The sequence below is a fragment of the Agarivorans aestuarii genome, from assembly GCF_019670125.1.
Taxonomy (GTDB): Bacteria; Pseudomonadota; Gammaproteobacteria; order Enterobacterales; family Celerinatantimonadaceae; genus Agarivorans; species Agarivorans aestuarii.
This window is the reverse complement of record NZ_AP023033.1, coordinates 323,018-346,091: the sequence shown is the minus strand read 5'-3', so window position 1 is coordinate 346,091 and position 23,074 is coordinate 323,018. Positions and strand designations below refer to the sequence as shown.

The window sequence follows — 23,074 nt, the reverse complement described above, 5'->3', positions numbered from 1 at the left end:
AGCTAACCACTCTTACAAAAATTAGGCTGCGCAGGGTGACCTTCAAAATTTAATAAATAACATACCCGCAGTCGGACCATTTCAGAACCAAAGTCCCTAGCTAACTCAGCATTCATACTTTGGGTATCAACAAGCGTTTTTAGCGAGCGTGTTACTAAGGCTTGTTGATCTGGGTTAAGTTGCTCCCAATTACTAATACCAAGGTTAACCACCCCCACTAAACTTGCCCGCGTAGTGGGCGCTATGCGCAAACCTTGCTCCAAATAACCAAACCATAAATCAGCAGGCTCACCACTTTTTAAGCGATTACTCGCGATATCCACATAGGTATTTGGCCAAGTAGGCCTTTGTTCTATGGCTTGTAAATAGTGAACAAAGGCTTCATCCAAGTTTTCTAGCTGAAGCTGTGACTTATTTTCACCAGTAGCGATAACCAATTGATAAAAATTACGCCACTCAACTTGTTTGGCCATTAAGGTTTGATATAAAGGGTCGCTATTACGGTATTCAAGCATCTGCAAACCCACTTGGTCTGCTATTAGTATCGTATCTTGGTTTAACTGGCTGCTGTAATCTTGTTGCCAGCGTTCGTGCCAACTTCTAAGCGCATAAGAATACACATTTGCGAGTCCTAATTGTGAGGCCGAAACAAGTACCCAAATGGCCAACCCGGCTACTGTAGCTAACGCAAGGTAGCGCACCCATACATACTGTTTGCTCACCGCACTGGGTGAATGCGGAATATCTATAGAAGCGTCCATACTTTTATTTATCCCTTGGTCTGCTCATTCCATTACATCGTTCATATCAGCACAAACGCTCAATATTCACCTCACTTCCGCTAAGTGGTACCGAGCCAGCGTTACAGTTAGTTTTCTAAATACTATTTAGTATTTTGATGAACTTCGTCACTACTCAGTAACTCGGCGGCTGAAAACCAGCGGTACTGCCCGTGCTGTTGTAGGCTGGCTTTATCGTTAACCTCACTCAGCACTAACTGGTTTGCAGTGAGGGTTTGATAGAAGGCTTCCTCGGTTCGCCAAGCCAACTTCTCTTGAGCGACCTGCTCGGCCACCTGCAGGTTCTGGGCGCTCAGATCACTGGCATAGTCTTGCTGTCAACGCTGATGCCAACCTTGCAAAGCGTAGGAGTACACATTGGTCACGCCCAACTTGAACGCGGTAACAGCAAGCCAAAGAGCCATCAGCACGAAGGTGCTGATGGCAGCCAAGTGCAACATTTTATCGAGCAACGCGCCTTGCGTTTGTTCTGCCTCTAGAGACCTTTCCATAGCTTTTCTCCAGTCTTACTCATGCCGTATGCGATCAGCTGTGACCGCTGGCTGCGAGCCACCATGTGTGACGACTCTGGCCGATACCGCTCCTGCAACAGCTGCGTTTCTACTTAGCAGGTACATGGGAACCGAAAACACCACTACCCAACGAAACAGGTAATAACCAATCACATTGGTATCGAACAGGAAGATCAGAAATACCAGCGGCAGCAGAAACACTTCAAAATACACCAAGCCAGACTTCGCTTGTGTTCGCAGGTTAATGATTCGAAGTAGGAAAACTAAAGTCGCTAGCAGCAAGCCAAACAACATATAACCCACGTAGCTGTAGTTCATCAGGAACTCTCCTGGAAGCCCTGATAGCAAGGTGGTGTAGTCTTGGTTGTACCAACCAGCGCCGTAGAGCACCATGGTTTTCAGTAAAGTTGGGGATAGCTTGGAGGCATCAAAAATCGCGTTAGGGACAGGAGAGAGTAAACCGCCAAGCAGCGTTTTACCATAGCCATAATCGACCTCGCCGGCGAGCATTTTCCCCGCCAGCTCAACCTGAATATCAAAGCGCCCAAAATCTCTGAATAGGGCGAAACCCAGCGGTCCGCCGAAGGCATCAATACCACGAATTTCGTTAAACTCGCTGATCATGTCGAAGGTGAATGAAGTACCAAAGAACTTCAGCGGCATCATTATCAGCATCAACAGAGCTGACACCAGCACCGAATTCACAATGAACTTCCTAGAGAAGTTGTTGACCGTACGGTGCCAAATCCAGAAGCAGCCCCAGGCGAGAAACACCACACCTTGGCGCGAGCCGAAAGCGGCAGAAACAACAAAGCCTAACGCCAAGGTAAGTAAAGTCAGTAGCAAGAACTTACCCAGACTGGGGCGCTTGATACGCGCCACCAATAATACGAACAGGATCAGCGGAAAGGCATTAGCAAAGGCCTGCACGACGCCAAGCCCCTTCAAAGGATTGAAGTCGCCGACACCTTCGGTAACACGCTGGTCATAGAGCTCAAACATCGCACCAACACTGCCAAACTTAGCAAAGAAGAACAGGTAGGCAGCGGCACATAGCGCAAGGTAGGCGTAGGTAAGCTCGGAGCTGCGCGGCCGACTTAGCAGCTGAGTGTGCAGTTTGAAGTCATAGACCCTTAGGCTAGCCCAAAAAACCGCTAAAAAACTAAATACCAAAAGGTACCAAAGCACCACCGCGGAACCGTTTGGGTCAATCGGGTCTAGGTACATGGTGCTATTGGTCAGTAGCTGCAAATAAGGCACCACGCCAAAGTAGAGCATGAAGAACATCAGTAGCGCAGCGGCAAAATTAGCTTTGCCTCGTTGAGTTGCATAGCCTACCAGCAGTAGACACAAACACAAGCCGGCTAAGGCCGCTCCCCAAGTGAAGCTGAGGGCTGCTACCAGAAAAGCAAATGCTGCAACGACTAGAGCCCCTCCCATCTAAGCCACCTGCAGCTTGCTAATGTTGGTCAGCACTATGTAGCCAATGAAAGCAGAAGCTAGCATCGACAAGGGGCCAACCAGTTCATGCTCAAATACCGACAGCACCAGCATGACGACAAATAACGCCACCACTTCAAAGAGGCTTGAAGAACTGACTTGACGGGCTTGACCGGAAGAGAACAAATAAAAATATACAATCCGATTGGCAAACACAATGGCACTGACCAACAAGCCGAGAAATACATAGGCAAAACTGCTGCCGTTGCTGATTTGCGCCAGAAAGCCCAATTCCAATCCAGATAGTGCCAAGGACAGCAGTGCAACCAACAGTGAAACGCTAGCCAGCGCGAGAAAGCGATATTCAACCAAGCGTTGAGACAAGGTAGCAATCTGGCTTTTAATCACCAAGGAAACTGAAGAACCCAGATTAAAGCTAAGATTGGCCATGCTCTTAATTGGCCGGTAATAGGCAACCACAGCAGGGCTCATCAGCACGCCTAGCAGTACAATGTCCAGGTGCTTGCTACACATGAAGAAGGCGTTGGTGCGCCAAGACGCCATAAAGGCACAGAACAGGGTGCCTTTACGCTGGAAGAAGAAGTCTGCATTCAAGCTGAACATGCGCAAACTCTGCTTGGCCAACAGCGCATAGGCCAATAGCAGAGCCAAACCGTAGAGCCCTTCAATAAGCACACTGGTCACTACTAGCTGTTGATAGCTAAGTACTTCCTCGACACAGAGCCACACCACCAGCAAACGCAGCAGAGCCGCCGCACTCAATATCAGCGAAACAATTTGGTTATGATGCTGCACTCGAAGGTAGCCTAGAGCGATGTATCCCAAGCAATAACCGACTGCACCGAATAGGGCCAAGGCCAGACTCACCTCATAGTCCAGAACTGCACTAAAGTTGAGTAGCAGACACAATAGATAGAACTGCACACCGGTACAGAGGCCGCTCAGCAAATCCAACCATATACGCCCCCCCTTGGGATCAAGAAAGCCATCGAGGGCGACTAGCCGAGTTGTGCCAAAGTTGAAGATATCAATGCACACAAAGAACAGTGATATCACCATGAACACCTGCCCTAATCGATCGGCGTCAAGCAGCACCACGGCATAGGTTACCGAGACAATATTGATAATGGCTGGGAAAAACGAACCCAGCACGGTAAAAAATACCTGCTTAAACGCTTTGCTGGACAAGAAACTCACAGTAATCCCTATATTTTTCCACTAGAAGCTGGGCTTCGAACTTACGTTGTTGCCCTGCACCCACCAACTCATTGGCTTGCATACGCAACACCGTTGCCTTGAGCTTTTGATAGATGTCCTGCTGATCACTTGGGTCAACCAAACACTGTTCGGCCACCACTTCCGGAATGCCGCCTACGCTACTGGCGATGCAAGGTAGGCCAATGGCTGAAGCCTCCAGCAAGGCTCGCGGCATCCCCTCTTGGAATGAGGTCATCACGAACAAATCGGCCTGACTAAGTACGTCCCATACCTTCTCGGAGGGGTGGACTAAGCCATGAAAATGTACTCGCTCGCTTAAGCCCAAGTCCTCTGCTGTTTGCTTAAATTCAGGCAGTAAGGCTCCATCCCCCACCAGCTCACAGCTAAATTCCAGTCCGTCCTCCTGCATTTTGGCTAAGGCAGCAAACAGGTTGAGATGTCCTTTGCTGTGGTTATGCATCATCGCCACATTGATTAAGCGGATACTCTGCTGTGCGGGACGATTTTCGTGGGCAACTTGATAACTGCGTGGCGGTAACGCCACGTCAGTAAATCCAAACGAGGGCTGGCCGTCTTTGGCAGGATAAGCCTGCTGCAGGTACTCTTCGGTGACGTAGCGAACCGAGTCAGCCATCTTGACCGCCAGCTTAGTCATGCTCACATGAACCAAACGAGCGAGCAGCCGCAAGGGATGCTTGGACGCTCCCACTCCGAAGTAGTCTCTGGGTTCGGCGACTATCTCAATATTAAAACGCTTACCGCGCACTAGGCAGCAGAGCATGGCGATCATCGCCAGATTGCCGGGAAAGCGCAGTAGCACCACGTCATACTGCCCAACCAAAGAAAAAATACGGGCCAACAGTTTTGGTATAGAAGTCAGCAGGCTCAGCGCACCTCGGTTACTGCTAGTTTGGTAAAAGCTCACCTTGTTGCCACAAACTTGCTTGCCTACTGGCGCATTCTTTTCAAAAGCTCGTCCGGCTATAACCACTTGGCTAAAGAAGGGTGCAAAGCGCTTACCAAAGCTGTCATAGCTCATATGAGGGGAATAAATTTCGCCATCGTACTTGGCGAAATTGCCGTCCATCAGCATCAGTAAACTCTTAGTCATTGAGTTCAACCTCCAGCTCCGAGAGAAATTGCTGGCGAACCGGCGAGCGCTCGAAATGGTCCCAGAACACGCTGGGGTCGTTGAGGATTTGCTCTACTTGCGCCACCACCTTATCTACCGGGATGTCGTTGACATGATAAACATAGTTATTGAGCCCTAAATCACCATAAGCGGCGATGCCCTTGCGCTCATAGGCTAAGTGAATACTGGGCACACCCTGAGCCAAGGTTTCCAAACTGCCATGCAAGCGCACCGAAACCACCAGCGGCGAACGTTTCTCGAGCACTTCCTTGAGGCTGGGTACATTGTCTTGCCCCCACTGTTCGCGATAGAAGCTTGCATCATCATTACCTCGGCCGGATGACTGAACCGCCAAGTAAGCCCCTTCAATTTGCTCCAGCAGCGCATCGATTCGACTTAGATAAGCATCTCGGTTCTTATTTGCTGGAAGGTCGCGAATGACCAGGCAGACTCCATCGAGCTCAGGTCTGATGGTTTCGGGCTTCACTCGCTCGAGAATCGACATGGCCACCAAGTCTGGATAACGCTTCTTGTTGGCTCGTGAACCTTGCAACTCCTTCACCGATTTATCATCGCGCAAGTAAAGTGAATCGACACCATTGAGCAGTTTTTTGAACACCGCACCGCCGGGTCCTTTGAGTGGCCCAATGCTTTGCGGCAAGTAAATTTTCTTGCTGCTTCTAAAAGCCGAGAGCAGCAATAATTGGCTGCCATGCACAATCAGCGCTTTAAGCGATTCAACCATATTACCGCTACGCAGATAACCTCCGCCTACCGCAAAAAACACTGGCTTAGTCTTGCTGAACAACAACTTAAAGAAACGAGCGGAAAATTCAGGCACGCCAATTACCTCAACATTGTCGTTGGCGAGATAAGGAATGAAACTCTTCTTATCCAAGGCGACCACGGTGACTTGCTCATCAATCCCTAAATCACGAATCACTTCCAAGCTCATATTAACTAGCAAGCCATCGCCTGAGTTATTAGGGCTGTATGCGTGCATTAAATAAACATTACTCAAGGTAAATTCCTTCTAACTTTCTGTAATACATGTCGAACGAAAAACACTTCTCGTAGACCTTCCTGGCGTTCACACCCAACTGCTGGGTTTCAATTAAAGAGAGAGAGTTAATCGCCTCTGCCAACACTTGAGACTCGTTCGACTTCAAAACCAATCCGTTGTAACCATCAATAACCACTTCAGGAAGCGAGCTTTGGTTGGATACGATCAAGCCCTTGCCGGCTCGCATCGACTCCAAGGGAACAATCGCAAAGCCTTCCCAGCGAGACGGCATTACAATGAGATCGAGACCGGCCATCTCTTCACTAACTCGTTCGCTGTCTACCCAACCATGAAATATGAAGCGACCTTGGTAGTCTTCTAGCACCTCGCTACGCACCGAATCGCCATAGACGTGGATCTCCACATTGCGCTTGATGGTAGACTCTGCCCCCAACAAAATGTCGAAGCCTTTCTGATGGTCCAGCCGGCCGAAAAAGCCAACTTTCAAGCTGCTATCGGCTTGCCCTGCAGGTACACTGATTTGCTTATCCTTGATACCGGTATAGACCAGCTCCAGCTTGCGCCCTTTAATACCAATGCGTTTCGCCGAGTTAAGCTCGTCACGAGAGATGCAGATAATCTTGGTGCAATTACCACTGAGAATGCGCTCAGCAATTGAGAAGAAAGCCAACTTTAGCTTGGATACATTGCGTTGAGAGAAACCCCAAGAATGGGGGGAGTAAAACACCTTGCACTGATGCTTTTGAATGCGCCCATAAACTCCAGGAAAGGAACTATGAAAGTGCACAACATCGGCGCCCACCTCTTCGAGAATTCGCTTAATTTGCCGAGAGATCCCGATGAAATGAAAGGGGTTACGACTCGACTCGTAGGTAATGAGTTGGCAGCCTTCAATACTGCGCTGGTCTTGGTGCAGGACCTTCTCATCACAGACCAAATAAACTTGGTAGCCACAAGCAAGCTGCTGATGAATCAGCGCTTCCAAATACGTCGCTACGCCGCCTTTCCACGCTTCAACCACATGAACAAATTTCAAAGTGCCTCCTAGGGCTTAACCGCCAATCCATGGCTTGCAAATTTCGTAGTTAGGATGAATAACCGTAATAACCGTAGTCGTTGCTTTTACTGCTCGCCTTGTGGCTCACCTTGTTCACGACCACGCCTTCAACCGGAACCTGATGGTTGAACAAGCTAGCGATAGCATCTTTCAACTGTTTGATCCGGGTTTGACCAGCCCCCACAACCAATAAGGCCGAGTCAGCATACTTGGCTAGGATCAGCGCATCACTCACCGCCAATAACGGTGGAGAGTCGATCACGATGCGGTCATAGGACTGGCTCAGCTGAGCAAACATTGCAGCGAACTTCTCTGAAGCGAGTAGCTCTTGCGGACTCTTAATCAGGGCCCCGGCCGACAACACGTGTAAACCTGACTTTTGATGGATGTAGATACAATCGTCTAGATCAGCATTCATCACTAAGTGGTTGGAAATGCCAGGGTGGGCAGCGGCGAGCGAGAAGCGGCCACCAAGACTGGGGCGGCGCAAATCACCTTCAATTAACAGTACTTTCTCCATACTGGCCATGGCAATCGCCAAGTTCATGGAAACCGTACTCTTGCCTTCGCCTGGCGCTGAAGAGGTGATGCAAATGGTCTGGCCCTCTTGGTTCATCATATTGAGCAAGATTGAAGTGCGCAGGGTACGAATCGACTCACTGAAGCGGTTGAAATTGTCGTCAAAGAACACATCAGAACTGATTGGCCGCTTCTTGCTTTTCTTCAACTTCAGCAGTGGGATTGCCCCTAGCGGAGTTAGGCCCAGCTTTTCAGTAACGTCTTGCGCCTTCTCGATGGAGTTATTAAATACCGCCAAAAAGTAGGACAGGAAACTGGCCACTATTAGGCTCATCACTAGCACCAAGAACACCAACAGCCCCTTACGTGGTTTAGCGGCATTCAAGGGCACAATGGCACGGTCGCTAAAACGGGCCACCGCAGTTTGAAAATCGGTGGTTGCTGCGGTTTGCTTTTGGCGATTTAGGAACAAATCATACAGTTTACGATTACTTTCAACTTCTCGCTTAAGCGCATCGAAAGTAGCACGTTTTACTGCAATTCCTTGGAACTGGCCTTTTTTACTATCTAAATCTGCTTGCAAGGCGCTCTCTTGCCTACGCGCACTGCGTAACTCTTTCTCAATACCGCTGGCTAAACCAGAGAGCAGCATATTGGCCCGCTCTTTTACCGAGGCGAGCTGGGCTTGAGCCTGAACCATCTTATCGTGCTTAGGGCCATAGCGCTTACTTAATTCAGAAACCAGACGCTCCGCCTCGATTTCAGCCATCCGCACATCGCGCAGTTGTGGGTGGTTAGAGATGGCGGAGATGGAAGATAGGTTGGCCAAGCCTGCGCTGCGGTTGTCTTGCAGTACGAAATACAGGGATTCGGCAGCAACGCGGCGGTCTCGAGCATCACTGAGGCGGCGGCTCAAATCAGCTAATTCAGTAGACGCTAGGCTGTCGATGCCACTCACATCCAACAGCCCTTCTTGCTCGAGAAAAGCGGTTAAGCGTTGTTCAGATTTGGTCACTGCTGACTTCAGCTTAGTCAGGCGATCCTCTAGCCAAGTGGTTGCTTCTCGGCTGGCTTGCAAACGCGCATCACGATTACCTTCGATGTAAGCCTCGCCAACCGCGTTAGCAATGTCGGCGGCCAGTCTCTTATCTTCTGAATCAAAACTGATTTTAACTAATTGTGTTTTTCTAACAGGGCTTATGCTTAAGCGCTCCCGGAAAGATTCCATAACAGTGTGCTTTCTAACTAATTTTAAATCTATTTCCGATGGTCCTTGCCCCATGTCAAACATACTTTGTAGTAACACTGAGTTTTGAACTAGTCCTCGAAGGCTGCTTACAGGATTTTTAAACTTATCTAACGTGGTCTTCGGTTTATCTCCGTTAAACTCAGGGAGTTTTTCCAGCCCATATTTGTCTATCACTTTCTGAGCAATTGTTCGTGATTTGAGTAATTCAAACTGGGTGAGATAGTATTCCTGTTTAGAAGTATCCACCCCAACAACATCCTCAATAGATACAGCTTTACGCTGATCAGCCTCTATAAGTAATGTAGCTGTAGCACGATATACCGGAGTTATTGAATAAGCCACTAAAGTTGCCAATAAAGCAGACAATAAGGTAAAGCCTAATATCATTGGCCAGCGCTTCCACACCGCTTTAAAGTATTGCCCTAAGTCGACCAACTCTTCTTTTTGTTCAAACTGCCGAGCAGCATTCTGTTGAAATGAATCATCACTGGCAATAGGGTGAATATTAATATTGGCGGTTCTATTCACGTTTATACATCCTTGTTAGTTCAATAGCCTAAAGACTTAAAAAAAGCTCGCCTTCACAACAATAATGTCGCCAGCTTGAATTTTAGAATTGAGCGTCGCCTTAGATACAAGGCTATTATTAGCGCCAGAACTCACGTTGATATTGGTTTTGGATGCGCGTTCGGTGAAACCGCCTGCAAGTGCAATAGCTTTTTCTATAGTTAAACCCGGTTGGTAGGCATACCCTCCTGGATTTTCTACCTCACCATTGATAAATATCTGCCTATATTGAACAATATTTACAGCTACCTTCGGCTGAATTAAATAATCGCCCTTTAAGCCGGTTTGAATAGTTTGTTTTAGCTCTTGGCTAGTTGCGCCACTCACGCTTAAACGGCCAAGGTAGGGATAATCAATTTTTCCGCTATTGTTTATTAACAGCTCCATGCTTAGGTCTTCTTCACCATACACTTTAATGTTAATTACATCGCCAGGCCCTAAGCGGTAATTGTCTTCATTGGCTGCATAGCTATTAAATAAAGGAAGTAACAAACTACAAACTAATAAAATACGCTGTAACTTTATCAACATTTAAACCACCTCTGTTATGGAGATTAATTGCACACTGGTAATAACAGTAGTGACTCGGGTAACTTTCATATACTCACTTGCATATCTAATGCCTTAATAGGCTTGGTCGCTGCGAAAACCTTTGAAAATGGTTTTATAGACAATTTTAATGTCCATCCATAAGCTCCATAACTGGATATATTCCAGGTCATAGGCAATACGGCGCTCCATTTTGTCTAGGGTGTCGGTTTCGCCTCTGCAGCCATTTATTTGCGCCCAGCCAGTAATACCGGGTTTAACTTTGTGGCGCAGCATGTAGCGGTCAACCACTTGTCGATACTCTTCGTTATGCGCTACCGCATGCGGGCGCGGTCCAACAATCGACATGCTGCCAAATAGCACATTAAAAAACTGCGGAAGTTCGTCTAGTGAGGTGCGGCGAATAAATGCGCCAAAGGGGGTAACCCGTGGGTCATTTTGGGTAGCTTGAGTCACTGTGCCGCCATTCTCCATTACCTTCATAGAGCGGAATTTCCAAACGCGAATTCTTTTACCGTCTAGGCCATAGCGGTCTTGCTTAAACAATATTGGCCCCGTAGAGCCCAGTTTTACGCCAATGGCTACCGCTAACATCAGCGGGCTGATCAAGGTGATAATAATGCTGGCTAACACCACATCTTGGATCCGCTTTACAGTTACACTAAATACACCTCGGAACGGGCTATCGAACACACTCACGGTTTGAATGTTGCCTAAGCTGCTCCAACGCGAGTGAATCAAGTTATAAGTGAAAAAATCAGGAACAATAAAGGTGGTGCAGGTGGTGTCTGACAACTGCTTGAGGTAACCGGTGATTCTATCTTTGGCATGCATTGGTAGTGCCACATACACATGGTCTACCTCGCCATTTTTAGCTAACTCTAAGGCTTTAGCTACCGAGCCTACCGGGCCGAAATAATGAGAGTCGTCGCCTAGGCGAGCACTGTCGCGATCATCAAAGAAACCAATAAAGTGTAAACCTAAGTCGGGGTTAGATATCAGCTCTTGGTGTAGCCTTAAGCCTGTTTCAGATACACCAATAATGAGGGTTTTACGAGTGTTGTAGCCAGTTTTTCTTAATAAGGCGAGTATTTCACGAAATACCATCCGCCATACAATCAATGCGATAGGCGTGGCTAACAGCCAACCGCCAAATACTAGCCGTGAGTAGATATCGGAAACTTTTAAGAAATAGTTAATCGCGAGTATTATTGCCACTGTTATAAGCCAAACACTTAATGTTGTTTGCGCTTGCTCTTTCACTGAGGCTATCCGCCATGAGCGGTACAAATTGAAAGACTCTGCAATAACCAGAAACACCATGCCTAAGCCAATAGCTAGCAGCCTGAAATCACCGTCTACATGGCCATTTCTCCACCACGCTAATAATGCTAGCGTAGCAAAAATGATCACTAAGTCGGTAATGCGATAAACAAGCGCTAACTCAAACTCGTGGCTGCGAACAAAACCATTTCTTTCGTTTCCCATAACACATCCTTGTGCCAAGCTTGTTGGCTAAAGCGTGCCTATGTTGGTGATTTATTGCACAACATAGGTGAGCAGCGGGAATCCGTTTTCCTACTGCTTAACTTATATCAATTAGTTTTTTGTTAGCAATAAACGACGGCCAAAGACACCGGCAACAGACAACACAAACAACAAAATAGATGCAGGCTCTGGTACTGGAGCCGTTTCTGTAACGTTAAATAATGACCCACCCAGGTATTGTTGTTCGGCATAGGCGTAAAGTGACCACTCGCCTACTTGTAATAAGTTATTGACAAAAAGGTAATCATCAGACACAAAGGTCAACAAGCTTAAACCTAATAACTGCTTTTCAAGGATCTCGTCCCATGAGATATAGCTATAATTAAACCCTTGCTCAACACCGCCGAAATACCAAAGGAAGGTAAGGTCTAAAAAACCGTTATCGTATGGAAATGCGCCTTCATCAGTAAGAAAATCTAGGGCTTGCAGGTCTAAACTGACGGTACCTCTTACGTCATCGTTAATATCTACGGTGCTAACAGAAGCGGCACCGGGGTAAAGTATAGGGTTTTGATGCGGTGGCACATCACCCGCCAAAAATACTAGCGGTATCGCTGGTTCAGCGGGGTTTTCAGAAGCTGGAATAATGGCGGCTGAAGCATTAAATGCCATTAATGCTGTAATTAACATAAAGATGGAAGCTTTCATTAGGGTTTTCCTTACCAAAAAAGTGAAAAGCAACAACTACGTTATGTTGGTAGCAATCACCAAGCCAGAAATGATAAGTTGGTCACAAAATTTTAAGCTTTTGTTTTTTATATACTTTTTGAGCAATTACCCATTTGTAACAAAATTGTTATTTTTTCAGAAAGTAAATTAAATGGACACACTAGTCACGAAATACCAATTATGTAGTTTTTATTATCTACTACCGTTTTAAAATTTCACCCGACTTTTATTCATAACAAATTAATCACTAATTAGTATGCCTGCAGTTTCCTCTAGTCATATTCTAATATCCAGAACATAAATAAGGTTGGAGTTGGTGTAAAATTAGCCGACAAAACGCCAGCTTAAGATGGCGTTTTTGGATAAGGAGTAAATCGCAGGTTTAACGACCCGATTTAAATTTGGTCCACAACCGGGTACGAGTACGCTCAACTTTTGGTGGAATACTGACAAAGCCAAATAACTTCTCTGAAGCTTCTTCTGTAGGGTAAATACCTTCATGTGCAGCAATCTCAGGGTCGATCAGCGCAGTGGCTTTAGTGTTTGGGTTGGCATACCAAACATAATCGGTCACTTTAGCAATCACTTCTGGGCGCATTACAAAGTTAATAAAGGCATGCGCATTTTCTGGGTGTTTGGCATCTTTAGGAATGGCAAACATATCAAACCAAACGCCAGCGCCTTCTTTAGGAATAATGTATTCAAGCTCTACACCATTATTAGCTTCTGCCGCGCGGTCTCCTGCCATTAGTACATCGCCAGACCAACCTATAGCAACACAAATGTCACCGCTGGCTAAATCGTTAATGTATTGCGAGCTATGAAAGTAACGAATGCTTGGGCGAAGCTGATTCATCAGGCTTTCAATTTCACCCTTATAGTCTGCAGATTTGGCGCTGTTGGGCTCTTTGCCCATATAGTTAAGCATTGACGCTACCACTTCACTGGGCGCGTCTAAGTAGGCAATTCCACACTGGCTTAATTTTGCAGCTATTTCTGGATCAAACACCAACGACCATGAGTCTAACTCGGCATCTTCACCTAAGATTTCTTTTACTTTATTTACGTTATAACCAATACCGGTGGTTCCCCACATATAAGGAATGCCGTAAAGGTTCCCTGGGTCATAGGCTTCTAAGGTAGCTAGCAATTTAGGATCTAAGTTGTCCCAATTACTTAATTGGCTGCGGTCTAGTTGTTGATAAACCCCAGCGGTGATTTGACGAGCATAAAAGTCGTGCGACGGTGAAACAATATCAAAACCGGTGCTACCCGACAGTAACTTGGCTTCTAATACTTCATTGGAATCAAATACGTCGTAAACCACTTTAATGCCGGTTTCTTTTTCAAACTCAGCGATAGTGTCTTCGGCAATATAATCAGTCCAATTATAAACATTTAGTACTTTCTCTTCTTGAGCAATTACTCCGCCAGCATTAATGGCCAATAGGCTTACCAGCAACATGTTTAGTTTATTCACTCATGCAATCCTCGTAATGGTGTGATGGCTAATCACACAATGGTTATTGATAGTTAGTTTAGTGTAGTTAGTGCGTCTGCACAGGCAAAAACCACAAGATTTAGGCCCTAAGCTCACGCCGCGAGATAGTAACGGTTAATTTATCTAAACCCAAGTGCTGGCTGGCTAACAAATATCCAAAAAAGCGCTTTGAAAAGGCTTTACTCCTCGCTAAAATCTACGATTAACTAAATTTTTGGGTTAACTGCGTGCATACAGGACTAAGTCACGCTTAACACATATAGGAAGGAATACTTTCAAAACAATGATTAGCGACCAACAAATAGAGACCATTCGTCTGCAACTCGTCGAGCAACTGACCGAAACTCAACAACGCCTCGAGCAAGACGCTCAACTCTTTAAAGACAAAGAAGATTCTGGTGATGACGTAGATCGCGCCAACCAGGAAGAGTCTCAACAGCTGCAGCTGAACCGTCGCCAGCACGACATCGCGCACGTTAAAAGCATTAAAGACGCGCTACGCCGTATCGAAGAACAAGATTATGGCTTTTGCGAAGGTTGTGGCGAAGACATTAGTGTTGCCCGTTTAAATGCTCGCCCAGAATCTCGCTACTGTATTGATTGCCAAGATTATCGCGAGCGAAAAAACAGCCAATACGCCTAATTCGACCTGTTTGGCTAAATAATCTTAGTATTCCTTATTAAGATCATATTCACTGAGCCTGCTCGCTGTTATAATTCTGTTCCGATTTCACATCGGATTAGGATCTGCGAGCATGAACAACCCGCTTTATCAGAAGCACATTATCTCCATCCCTGATTTATCTCGTCAGGAACTTGAATTAATCGTCGACACAGCCCAAAGCATCAAGCAACAACCCCGTCCAGAATTATTAAAAAACAAAGTTGTCGCCAGCTGTTTTTTTGAAGCCTCAACCCGTACGCGTTTGTCTTTTGAAACCGCCGTACAACGTTTAGGCGGTAGCGTGATAGGTTTTGCCGACGGAGGAAATACCTCACTGGGTAAAAAAGGCGAAACCCTAGTTGATTCAGTTAAAGTGATTTCATCATACAGTGACGCCTTTTTCATGCGCCACCCACAAGAAGGTGCGGCTCGCCTAGCCAGTGAATTCTCTAGCGTGCCAGTGGTGAATGGCGGAGATGGCTCAAACCAGCATCCTACCCAAACCTTGCTCGACTTATTCACCATCTACGAAACCCAAGGCTCACTTGAGGGCTTAAAAGTGGCCTTTGTTGGCGACTTAAAATATGGCCGCACCGTGCACTCTCTCACTCAAGCCTTGTCACTATTTGGTTGCGAGTTCTACTTTATTGCACCGAAAGCTCTGGCCATGCCCGACTACATTATCGAAGAGTTGAATGAACGTGAAATCACATACAGCCTGCACGACAGCATAGAAGAAGTGGTTGATGAACTCGATATTCTTTACATGACTCGAGTACAAAAAGAGCGCTTCGACGAAACCGAATATCAACACATCAAATCTAGCTTCATTTTACGCGCTAACATGCTTGAGCAAGTAAAAGACAATCTGAAAATTTTGCACCCATTGCCACGGGTAGACGAAATTACTACCGATGTAGATATCACACCGTATGCCTATTATTTCGAACAAGCAGAAAACGGGGTCTACGCTCGCCAAGCCCTACTCGCATTAATCATGACCAATGAATTTGGAGCGCAATAATGAAGAAGAAGCTGCAAGTAGAAGCCATTGCGCATGGCACCGTAATTGACCACGTTCCTGCTGGCCAAGGCATTAAAATTCTTAAGTTCTTTCAACTCTCGGCTGCGCAAGAGCGAATCACAGTAGGCCTTAACTTACCTAGTGGCGATCAGCAGCAAAAAGACTTAATTAAAGTTGAGAACACCGCTTTTGATGAAAACCAAGCTAATCAGCTAGCCTTGTTTGCGCCAAATGCCACTATCAACGTGATTGAAGATTTTGAAGTAGTGCGTAAGTTTCATGTGTCTACGCCTGAGCAAATTAAAGCGGTATTTGCTTGCCCCAATAGCAACTGCATTAGCCACAATGAGCCCATCGACAGTAACTTTTATGTGCGCCACCAGCAGCAAGAGATCAAGCTAAAGTGCCACTACTGCGAGAAGACCTTTGATCGCGGTCTATTCTCAGAGCTTGATTAAACCCTGCTATTCAACAAAACAGAGCGCTAGCCGCTCTGTTTTTTTTGCCTTTAAATCGACTATAAAAACTTCCAGCCAAGCAGGTTTATTCTATAGTTAAAGCAGCTAAGCTTTTTAATAACAATCCAGTCATTTACAGCTAATAAAACCAAGCTATTACTCCCTAGTGATACCGTTCCTGATTATTAGCTAAGCACCCAAACTTGCTGAGTAGAGAGTATTAGACGAAGCAATAGATTCAACAAAATTGTGCTTACAAAATGGCTAGCTTAAGTTAAGGTAAAGCTATAAATGTATTGATCTATTTAAGTTTTCTTAACGTAAACAGTGTAATCCAAGCTAATGATTTAACTCAGATTACCTGATACAAGGATGTGACTAATGTTTAAACGAGTAAGTTCGCTACTCTGTTGCAGTATGCTATTTAGTTTCACTGCCGACGCCCGCCCTTTAGCAGAAGCGCCGGGCTGGTCTGCCACTATTAACTTGAACGTAGGTTATGTAAGCGGCCAGAATCAGTTTTCTACTGATGACGATAACCAAATTACCGACGATCTAAATAACAATGGCAAAAGCTCTAGCTCTGCAATTGTTTACCCCTTATTGCGGGTAGACTACACAACTCAAGACTTAAAGAATCAGTTCTTCTTGGGTAACAGCCGCGAAAACTTAGGTCGAGCACAGTTTCAATACGAACTGGGTTACACCCGCGCAATTAGTGACCGCAGCAAAATAACCGCGGCATACTTTCCTGAGCTCCCTTTACTTAACGACACTTGGGCAGATCCATACTTAGTTGGCAGTGCTCGGCAAAAGACCGATGAGAATTATCAAGGTGGCCGCTTACGGTTTGAATCCATTGCCGACAGCCCGTTAACTCTGGAATATGTTTACGCCAATCGCACTGTAGACAACGAACAGAGCGGTGTAGCTTTGTTTGGTGCAAATTCTGCTCAAGCGAAAGCCTTGGATAGAAATGCCAACCTGCATCGATTAATTGCCGAAACCTTTGTGCCTTTATCCCGTAAATGGTTCTTAGCGCCAGCAGTGGCTTACACCACCGCCAAAGCCGACGGTAGCGCCAACGACTTCGACCAATATACTTTACGTTTAACCAGCATTTACCGCTCGGGTCCGCACGTGTTCACACTGAATACGGAATATGGTCAAACCAAATACTCCGGTAGCAATCCCGTGTTTGATATGCAAACTCAAAAAGACGACAAGATATCGCTATTTGGCATTTATGTATTTAACGAACCCTTTGGTTGGAAGAACACCATGTTTAACCTGCTGGGTGGTTACAACAATACCGATTCCAACATTACCTTTTACGATAGCAAAGGTGGCATTGCAGCCCTTGGCTTTGGTTACAGATTTAAATAACCTGAGCTCGGGATATGTAATGCACAAAAAAGGCAGCCTTGGCTGCCTTTATCTTTTCAAGCAATTTACAGCTAAGCACTCACTCTTGGCTCAAATCTAACTCGGCAAAGTAAATGGCTGTTTTCTCTTCATGGCTAGAGTAATAGCTGCAAAACACCTTATTGCCCTGCTGTACCAATCCCGGATAACTGGTATCACCATCGGAAGGCAATACTTGAAACTCTTTTAGCTGAGCCTTATCAGCATCTAACCAACACAAGCTAGTGCGCACCGGTTGATATAAACGCACAGCACAGAGCAAACGGCCATCATCAAGTTTGATCATTGCTGGGCCGCCAATTTGCTGTTGTAAATCTTGCCATTGCCAATCTAGATAAGGTGGCTTGGCATAACCCAGCTGCCCGGTACCGGTATCTTTATCACGACGTAATAAACACAATGCAGAGCCATCATCCATTAAACACAAATCATGCTCATTGGGGTAAGCCAAACCATTTTGTTGCAAGCTAAATAAAGGATCCAAGTGCAGCTGATAGTTACCCTGCGGGTCCATTCGATAAAGATTTACTTTATCTAAGCTGTAGTTGTAAGCCACAGCGTAAGCGCTATCGGCTAAATAGCGGCTGCGCCATAACCACATGCCTGCATCGCCTTGGGCACTTAAATCGCTCCAGTTTTCACCATCGTCCGACCATGCTATATAGCTTTGTAAATCAAACTTCTCGCTGCTGCGATTTACCCCTGCGCAGGTTAGTAGCAGCCGCCCGTCTGGGCTTTCAACTAACTTGGGGTCACGTAAATCAATACCTGGTAGGTGCATTAACGCTGCCGACTCAAAGCGAGAGTCATCTGCAGCGCGACGTAAAATGCGAATATCTCCTTCATCACTCACATGTGCTTCAGCTTCACGAAAGCACAACCATAGAGCTTGCTTAAACTCGCACAGATCAGTAAAAGCGTTATGCTCTCCTTCATCCCATACCCGCTCTACTGAGCATAACTTCATAAACTGTTTTCCCCTCAACAACATTCGACGCCAGCATAAACGAATGATTTAACTAGCAAACTAAGCTGCTCAACTCCTTGAGTAAAAGCTTAGCAACTTAGTACCCTTATCGACTATTATCAATTAAGCTGAATAAGAGATTCTCTTAATCGCAAAAATATCCCAAGGAGGGACCATGTTTTTGGATTTTTTCGCTTTAGGACTACTTTTCTTTGTAGGCTTAACCTTGTTCTACGGCATCATTGCCATTCACGATATTCCTTACGAAATATCAAAACATCGTAATCACCCTCACCAAGATGCCATCCATGTAGCGGGCTGGATAAGTTTATTCACCCTCCATGCTATTTGGCCCTTTTTATGGATATGGGCCACTTTATACCGGGAAGACCGAGGTTGGGGTTTTAAGCAGTTGCAACAGCAAGAACAAGAGCTCGAACAAAAAGAGCAACAACTGGAAGATCAGAACGAAGAGTTAATTGAAGAAATTACTAAGCTAAAACGCCAAGTAGCGATTATTAGCAAACATGTTCAGCAGCTAGAGCAACAACAGGGGAATCAATAATGGATTTATTGCTTATTCTCACCTACGCAGGGATCTGCATCGCGATATTCAAAATCTTTAATATTCCCCTGACTAAATGGACGGTTCCTACCGCCGTGCTCGGTGGCATTGTAATCATTGGGGTATTAATGATCCTGATGAACTACAACCATCCCTTTACCGCTAATGCTCGGCAGGTGTATACCTCAGTCCCCATTATGCCGCTAGTGCGTGGCAAGGTAATCGAAGTACCCGTAAAACCCAATCAGCTAATTAAGGCTGGCGATGTATTATTCAAACTCGACCCCGAGCCGTTTGAAGCAGTGGTAGAGCAGCGCGAAGCCGAAGTAGCAGCCGCTCAACAACAAGTGCCGCAATTACTGGCGCAACTCGCCAGCGCACAAGCCACCACCAACGCAGCGAAAGCCGAGCGAGATCGCACCCAAAAAGCTTATCAACGCTATGCCGAAGGGCGTAAAAAGGGTGGCAAAAACAGCCCCTTTACTGAGCTAGAAGTAGAAAATCGCCAACAAGCGTATTTAGCAGCAGAAGCCCAACTGCAAGTTGCTCAAGCCAATCAAACCAATGCTCAGCTAGCCTACGACTCGCAAATTAATGGGGTGAATACCAATGTTGCACGATTACAAAGCCAGTTAGATAAAGCCCTGTTTGACCTTGAGCAAACCGTGGTGCATGCGCCTACCGATGGTTACGTTACGCAATTAGGTTTACGTAAAGGCATGGTGGCCGTTCCTATGCCATTGCGTCCAGTGATGACCTTTATTCCTAAGGAAGAAAGCATTTTTGTTGGTGCCTTTTGGGAAAACTCCATCAAACGTTTGAAAGAGGGAGACGAAGCCGAGTTTATTGTTACCGCCCAGCCAGGCATTGTATTTAAAGGTACCGTCGTTCAGGTAATGCCTACCATTGCCGAAGGTGAGTTCCAAGCCAATGGCAGTTTGCGCGGCGCCGAAGCCTTTTTTGTTCATAGCCGCAGCTTAGTGATTATTGATCCTGAGCCGCGCTTTGATGAGTTTGACTTCCCCATGGGCATTAGTGGTCAAGTCGCCATTTATACCGAGCACTTCCATCATGTATCTATGATTAGAAAGGTATTGCTGCGAATGCAAGGTTGGGTGAACTACATCTTCCCCTTCCACTAGAGCCTAACGATAGTTATTAGGTAAAGGCCAGCAATTTGCTGGCCTTATAATTATTGCTCTAAGTCACTCACTCGTTGTTTTAAGGCCATGAGCTCTTGTTTTAACTCATCAATTTGCTGCTGCAACTCTGCATTTTGGTTTGAAACAACAGGTGCGCTGGTCGCCACATGACTTGCTGCAGGCAATGCTGGCTCACCCGAAAATAAATGAGCATAACGAGACTCTCGCTTTCCCGGCTCTCGCTCAAGTTTAAGCACCAGTTTTCCGGCTTCATGCTCGGCCAGTTCACTCAAGCTTTGCTCTACCTCTTGCACGCTGGCAAAATTAGCTAGACGCTGGCTACGGGTACGCAGCTCACCGGGAGTTTGCGGCCCACGCAAAAACAGCAAACAGATAATGGCTCGTTGTCCCTCTGTTAGCTGCAAACCACCAAATTGGCTATTACAGAAACGGTGTTGATAACGTACCACTCGGCCTGCCATTGGTGCTTCGGTCACAATGCGTAAATCTTGCAGCTGCACCAGCACATCTTGTACTTCGGCCTCGGTCATTGCCATAACCGGCTCACGGTTACTTTTTTGATTACAGGCTAGGGTTAATGCGTTAAGTGATAGCGGGTATTGATCGGGTGTTGTGGTTTCTTTTTCTAACAAGGCACCAATAACACGGGTTTGCTCTAGGCTTAAATTCTGTTCCACTCTTCACCTCTTTAAAACCAAAACGAAACATAAGTTTTCTCATTTGTCGTTTAAGAATACGTTAATCTGCTGGCAGAAACAGCCGCTTGTGGCAGGTTTCTCTACACCTATCAATGCAATATTCTAAGCCCCCTCGCTTGCGGCTAAATTTTATGCAATAAACACTCTTATTTGACCTTTTTTTGATGTAGATTAGTTCTACTGGTCTGATAACTCGTTAAGGTGGGCGTCCACTCAAACGGGACAGTAACGGCGCAATACCCACGAGTAGTAATTAACTAGGTAAAGCTGGACGCGACATAGTATGGAATCATTTCGTTGGACATCAGATTTTGAAACAGGGATTTCTGTTGTTGACGATCAGCATCGCCACTTAATTGATTTAATTAATCAAATTGGTGAGCTGCTCACCGACAGCCATAGTCCGCAACAAGCTGCTATCGAATCGCTAAGCCAAGAGCTAAACAACTACGTTAAAGAGCACTTTCGTGAAGAAGAGTTGCTTATGGCAAAACACAAAGTCGACCCTCGCCATTGCCAAGCTCATGTTAAAGCGCATCGAGAGTTTTTAGGCGAAGTGGCCAAGCTCAGTCAATTTAACAACGACAATAAACAAAGCAAAATTAAGCACTTATTGGATTATCTGATTCAGTGGTTGGCCTATCATATTCTAGGCATCGATCAGGTGCTGACTAAACAGCTGCATTACATAGAAGGCGGCGACAGCCCAGCCTCTGCTTATAGCAAAATTGAGCAACCTAATGACTTAGCCACCGAGCCATTAATTACTGCTTTGCGCGGTTTGTTTCATCAGGTAAGCGTGCGTAACAACGAATTACTCGAGCTTAATCAAAACCTTGAACAAAAAGTGCAAGAGCGCACCCTAGCGCTACAAAAAACCAATCAGCACTTGCAGTCTTTGGCACATACCGACGTACTCACCGGCCTGCCTAACCGCCGGCATGCGATGATTCAATTGATGGAGCTTTGGAAGCAATCACTTGAAAACGACAGCCCATTAGCCTGCATGATGATTGATGCCGACCACTTTAAACAAATTAACGACCGCAATGGTCATGACGCGGGAGACGCGGTATTAATGCTACTCGCACGGGCCTTGCGAGAATCGGTGCGCAACGACGATGTAATAGCTCGCTTGGGCGGCGATGAGTTTTTGCTTATTTGCCCCAATACCAATGCTGAAGGGGCATTAAATCTTGGCCGCAGTATTCGTGAACGCATAGCCAATATGCAGCTCAATAATCAGCGCTATAGCGTTACGGTAAGTGTAGGCATTGCTAGTCGCAGCCAAGAGATGCAGCACCACGAAGCGATTATGAAAGCCGCCGACAAGGCAGTCTACCAAGCCAAAGCAGAAGGCAAAAACTGCGTTCGCACCTTTGCCGACTTAGCTAACCAACAAGCCAGCTAAACAGCACTTCTCTAGCAAGACAGCAATAGCCACTCAGGTTACACTGATCATTCTTGCCTAAATTCGCCAAGCAAATGACTTGTTACAGGAACCTTGCTCATGACCATAGATATTAGCTGGCTGGCACTTGCTGCTTTTTCACTAATACTGCTGATTCCTATCGGGCTTAACTGCCACTTCAAACTGAGCTTAGGCAAAGACATAGGCAGCAGCTTACTAAGAATGCTTGTGCAATTAGTGTTGCTAGGTCTGTACTTACAGTTCTTGTTTGATTTAAACAGCTTGTGGGTCAACCTACTTTGGTTAATCGTTATGCTTGTGGTGGGCGCTAGTGCCATTCTTGGCAAAGCCAAATTACCTAAAAGAAACTTGTTTATACCAGTCTTATTGGGGCTGGTGCTGGGCTTAAGTCCTTTACTGATACTACTGCTATTCGCCTTACTAAAGCCGAGCCCTAGCTATAGCGCTCAGTACCTCATCCCCCTAGCAGGTATGCTTTTAGGCAACAGCCTTAGTGGAAACATTGTGGCTTTACAGCGCCTATTTAGCGCACTGGATGAAAAAACCGCCGAATACCACGCTTATTTAGCGCTTGGCGCTAACCGACTACAAGCAACTCAAGGCTTTGTGCAAAATGCTATGCAGCAAGCTTTTGCCCCGGTACTCGCCTCTATGAGTACCGTAGGTTTGGTCACCCTTCCAGGTATGATGACCGGCCAAATACTCGCAGGCAGTGACCCAATGGTAGCGGTGAAGTATCAACTGGCTATTCTGATTGCTATTTTTGTCATGTTAAGTGTCTCAATTTCGACCACGCTTAGTATTAGCATTCGAGTCGCCATTAGCCCAACCGGGCTAGTTAAAATCACTAAAAATTAGTTTTTAAAACTGCT

At 46.0% G+C, this 23,074-nt stretch carries 23 protein-coding genes; 9 read left to right on the top strand and 14 right to left on the bottom strand.

What is annotated here, in order from left to right; translation table 11 throughout:
* Positions 1 to 2 precede the first annotated feature (2 nt).
* Together K5609_RS01620 and K5609_RS01615 are read right to left on the bottom strand one after the other, a co-directional pair.
* The gene (locus K5609_RS01620) at positions 3 to 761 is read right to left on the bottom strand and encodes a hypothetical protein (RefSeq protein WP_221075694.1); all 759 of its coding nucleotides are present in this window, start codon (positions 759 to 761) and stop codon (positions 3 to 5) included.
* 122 nt (positions 762 to 883) lie between these two features.
* Entirely contained in the window at positions 884 to 1,075 is a 192-nt protein-coding gene (locus K5609_RS01615; protein ID WP_221075693.1) for a hypothetical protein, read from the bottom strand.
* A gap of 51 nt (positions 1,076 to 1,126) precedes the next feature.
* Here K5609_RS01615 and K5609_RS01610 point away from each other — a divergent pair, with 51 nt between their 5' ends.
* Positions 1,127 to 1,279 (top strand): hypothetical protein, encoded by a 153-nt coding sequence (locus K5609_RS01610; protein ID WP_221075692.1) that lies wholly within the window; start codon positions 1,127 to 1,129, stop codon positions 1,277 to 1,279.
* Between the two features lie 27 nt (positions 1,280 to 1,306).
* Here the strand turns inward: K5609_RS01610 and K5609_RS01605 are convergent, their stop codons facing one another.
* From K5609_RS01605 to K5609_RS01560, 10 genes are all read right to left on the bottom strand, one after another.
* Positions 1,307 to 2,752, bottom strand: coding sequence for a hypothetical protein (locus K5609_RS01605; protein ID WP_221075691.1), 1,446 nt, complete (start codon positions 2,750 to 2,752; stop codon positions 1,307 to 1,309).
* A complete protein-coding gene (locus K5609_RS01600) occupies positions 2,753 to 3,970 on the bottom strand; it encodes a hypothetical protein (RefSeq protein WP_221075690.1) in 1,218 nt (405 codons plus the stop codon). It abuts the gene before it with no gap.
* Complete coding sequence (locus K5609_RS01595) at positions 3,942 to 5,102, bottom strand: glycosyltransferase family 4 protein (RefSeq protein WP_221075689.1); 1,161 nt, start codon at positions 5,100 to 5,102, stop codon at positions 3,942 to 3,944. The genes K5609_RS01600 and K5609_RS01595 overlap by 29 nt, the downstream gene beginning before the upstream one ends.
* Positions 5,095 to 6,144: a polysaccharide pyruvyl transferase family protein gene (locus K5609_RS01590; protein ID WP_221075688.1), complete on the bottom strand. Its 1,050-nt coding sequence runs from the start codon at positions 6,142 to 6,144 to the stop codon at positions 5,095 to 5,097. The genes K5609_RS01595 and K5609_RS01590 overlap by 8 nt, the downstream gene beginning before the upstream one ends.
* Positions 6,137 to 7,183 carry a glycosyltransferase gene (locus tag K5609_RS01585; protein WP_221075687.1) on the bottom strand — a complete coding sequence of 349 codons (1,047 nt, stop codon included), beginning with the start codon at positions 7,181 to 7,183 and terminating at the stop codon, positions 6,137 to 6,139. The genes K5609_RS01590 and K5609_RS01585 overlap by 8 nt, the downstream gene beginning before the upstream one ends.
* 49 nt (positions 7,184 to 7,232) lie before the next feature.
* The gene (locus K5609_RS01580) at positions 7,233 to 9,500 is read right to left on the bottom strand and encodes a GumC family protein (RefSeq protein WP_221075686.1); all 2,268 of its coding nucleotides are present in this window, start codon (positions 9,498 to 9,500) and stop codon (positions 7,233 to 7,235) included.
* A 36-nt stretch (positions 9,501 to 9,536) separates the two neighbouring features.
* On the bottom strand, positions 9,537 to 10,070 hold the full coding sequence (locus tag K5609_RS01575; protein WP_221075685.1) for a polysaccharide biosynthesis/export family protein: 534 nt from the start codon (positions 10,068 to 10,070) through the stop codon (positions 9,537 to 9,539).
* A gap of 93 nt (positions 10,071 to 10,163) precedes the next feature.
* Positions 10,164 to 11,576 carry an undecaprenyl-phosphate glucose phosphotransferase gene (locus K5609_RS01570; protein WP_221075684.1) on the bottom strand — a complete coding sequence of 471 codons (1,413 nt, stop codon included), beginning with the start codon at positions 11,574 to 11,576 and terminating at the stop codon, positions 10,164 to 10,166.
* Positions 11,577 to 11,687: 111 nt separating this feature from the next.
* Positions 11,688 to 12,284, bottom strand: a complete 597-nt coding sequence (locus K5609_RS01565) for a PEP-CTERM sorting domain-containing protein (RefSeq protein WP_221075683.1) — start codon at positions 12,282 to 12,284, stop codon at positions 11,688 to 11,690.
* Positions 12,285 to 12,687: 403 nt separating this feature from the next.
* Entirely contained in the window at positions 12,688 to 13,785 is a 1,098-nt protein-coding gene (locus tag K5609_RS01560; RefSeq protein ID WP_246611930.1) for an extracellular solute-binding protein, read from the bottom strand.
* 304 nt (positions 13,786 to 14,089) lie between these two features.
* Here K5609_RS01560 and K5609_RS01555 point away from each other — a divergent pair, with 304 nt between their 5' ends.
* From K5609_RS01555 to K5609_RS01540, 4 genes are all read left to right on the top strand, one after another.
* The gene (locus K5609_RS01555) at positions 14,090 to 14,449 is read left to right on the top strand and encodes a TraR/DksA family transcriptional regulator (protein WP_221075682.1); all 360 of its coding nucleotides are present in this window, start codon (positions 14,090 to 14,092) and stop codon (positions 14,447 to 14,449) included.
* 112 nt (positions 14,450 to 14,561) lie between these two features.
* A complete protein-coding gene (gene pyrB, locus K5609_RS01550; RefSeq protein WP_221075681.1) occupies positions 14,562 to 15,494 on the top strand; it encodes an aspartate carbamoyltransferase in 933 nt (310 codons plus the stop codon).
* On the top strand, positions 15,494 to 15,952 hold the full coding sequence (pyrI, locus tag K5609_RS01545; protein WP_221075680.1) for an aspartate carbamoyltransferase regulatory subunit: 459 nt from the start codon (positions 15,494 to 15,496) through the stop codon (positions 15,950 to 15,952). The genes pyrB and pyrI overlap by 1 nt, the downstream gene beginning before the upstream one ends.
* A gap of 381 nt (positions 15,953 to 16,333) precedes the next feature.
* Positions 16,334 to 17,338 carry a DUF2860 domain-containing protein gene (locus K5609_RS01540; protein ID WP_221075679.1) on the top strand — a complete coding sequence of 335 codons (1,005 nt, stop codon included), beginning with the start codon at positions 16,334 to 16,336 and terminating at the stop codon, positions 17,336 to 17,338.
* A 79-nt stretch (positions 17,339 to 17,417) separates the two neighbouring features.
* Here K5609_RS01540 and K5609_RS01535 read toward each other — a convergent pair whose 3' ends face one another.
* Positions 17,418 to 18,344 carry an exo-alpha-sialidase gene (locus K5609_RS01535; protein ID WP_221075678.1) on the bottom strand — a complete coding sequence of 309 codons (927 nt, stop codon included), beginning with the start codon at positions 18,342 to 18,344 and terminating at the stop codon, positions 17,418 to 17,420.
* A gap of 175 nt (positions 18,345 to 18,519) precedes the next feature.
* Here K5609_RS01535 and K5609_RS01530 point away from each other — a divergent pair, with 175 nt between their 5' ends.
* Together K5609_RS01530 and K5609_RS01525 are read left to right on the top strand one after the other, a co-directional pair.
* A complete protein-coding gene (locus K5609_RS01530; protein WP_221075677.1) occupies positions 18,520 to 18,909 on the top strand; it encodes a DUF3302 domain-containing protein in 390 nt (129 codons plus the stop codon).
* Positions 18,909 to 20,051 (top strand): HlyD family secretion protein, encoded by a 1,143-nt coding sequence (locus tag K5609_RS01525; RefSeq protein WP_221075676.1) that lies wholly within the window; start codon positions 18,909 to 18,911, stop codon positions 20,049 to 20,051. Before K5609_RS01530 ends, K5609_RS01525 begins: the two co-directional genes overlap by 1 nt.
* A 50-nt stretch (positions 20,052 to 20,101) precedes the next feature.
* Here K5609_RS01525 and K5609_RS01520 read toward each other — a convergent pair whose 3' ends face one another.
* Positions 20,102 to 20,749, bottom strand: a complete 648-nt coding sequence (locus K5609_RS01520) for a YceH family protein (protein WP_221075675.1) — start codon at positions 20,747 to 20,749, stop codon at positions 20,102 to 20,104.
* 304 nt (positions 20,750 to 21,053) lie between these two features.
* Here K5609_RS01520 and K5609_RS01515 point away from each other — a divergent pair, with 304 nt between their 5' ends.
* The gene (locus K5609_RS01515; protein ID WP_221075674.1) at positions 21,054 to 22,181 is read left to right on the top strand and encodes a GGDEF domain-containing protein; all 1,128 of its coding nucleotides are present in this window, start codon (positions 21,054 to 21,056) and stop codon (positions 22,179 to 22,181) included.
* A gap of 99 nt (positions 22,182 to 22,280) precedes the next feature.
* Positions 22,281 to 23,060, top strand: coding sequence for an ABC transporter permease (locus K5609_RS01510; protein WP_221075673.1), 780 nt, complete (start codon positions 22,281 to 22,283; stop codon positions 23,058 to 23,060).
* Positions 23,061 to 23,074 lie beyond the last annotated feature (14 nt).

What these genes read in the sequence shown, in the direction of transcription:
- K5609_RS01620 (WP_221075694.1), bottom strand. Translation starts at nt 761, where the DNA reads ATGGACGCTTCTATAGATATTCCGCATTCACCCAGTGCGGTGAGCAAA.
- K5609_RS01610 (WP_221075692.1), top strand. Translation starts at nt 1,127, where the DNA reads ATGCCAACCTTGCAAAGCGTAGGAGTACACATTGGTCACGCCCAACTT.
- K5609_RS01605 (WP_221075691.1), bottom strand. Translation starts at nt 2,752, where the DNA reads ATGGGAGGGGCTCTAGTCGTTGCAGCATTTGCTTTTCTGGTAGCAGCC.
- K5609_RS01595 (WP_221075689.1), bottom strand. Translation starts at nt 5,102, where the DNA reads ATGACTAAGAGTTTACTGATGCTGATGGACGGCAATTTCGCCAAGTAC.
- K5609_RS01575 (WP_221075685.1), bottom strand. Translation starts at nt 10,070, where the DNA reads ATGTTGATAAAGTTACAGCGTATTTTATTAGTTTGTAGTTTGTTACTT.
- K5609_RS01570 (WP_221075684.1), bottom strand. Translation starts at nt 11,576, where the DNA reads ATGGGAAACGAAAGAAATGGTTTTGTTCGCAGCCACGAGTTTGAGTTA.
- K5609_RS01565 (WP_221075683.1), bottom strand. Translation starts at nt 12,284, where the DNA reads ATGAAAGCTTCCATCTTTATGTTAATTACAGCATTAATGGCATTTAAT.
- K5609_RS01555 (WP_221075682.1), top strand. Translation starts at nt 14,090, where the DNA reads ATGATTAGCGACCAACAAATAGAGACCATTCGTCTGCAACTCGTCGAG.
- pyrB (WP_221075681.1), top strand. Translation starts at nt 14,562, where the DNA reads ATGAACAACCCGCTTTATCAGAAGCACATTATCTCCATCCCTGATTTA.
- pyrI (WP_221075680.1), top strand. Translation starts at nt 15,494, where the DNA reads ATGAAGAAGAAGCTGCAAGTAGAAGCCATTGCGCATGGCACCGTAATT.
- K5609_RS01540 (WP_221075679.1), top strand. Translation starts at nt 16,334, where the DNA reads ATGTTTAAACGAGTAAGTTCGCTACTCTGTTGCAGTATGCTATTTAGT.
- K5609_RS01535 (WP_221075678.1), bottom strand. Translation starts at nt 18,344, where the DNA reads ATGAAGTTATGCTCAGTAGAGCGGGTATGGGATGAAGGAGAGCATAAC.
- K5609_RS01530 (WP_221075677.1), top strand. Translation starts at nt 18,520, where the DNA reads ATGTTTTTGGATTTTTTCGCTTTAGGACTACTTTTCTTTGTAGGCTTA.
- K5609_RS01525 (WP_221075676.1), top strand. Translation starts at nt 18,909, where the DNA reads ATGGATTTATTGCTTATTCTCACCTACGCAGGGATCTGCATCGCGATA.
- K5609_RS01515 (WP_221075674.1), top strand. Translation starts at nt 21,054, where the DNA reads ATGGAATCATTTCGTTGGACATCAGATTTTGAAACAGGGATTTCTGTT.
- K5609_RS01510 (WP_221075673.1), top strand. Translation starts at nt 22,281, where the DNA reads ATGACCATAGATATTAGCTGGCTGGCACTTGCTGCTTTTTCACTAATA.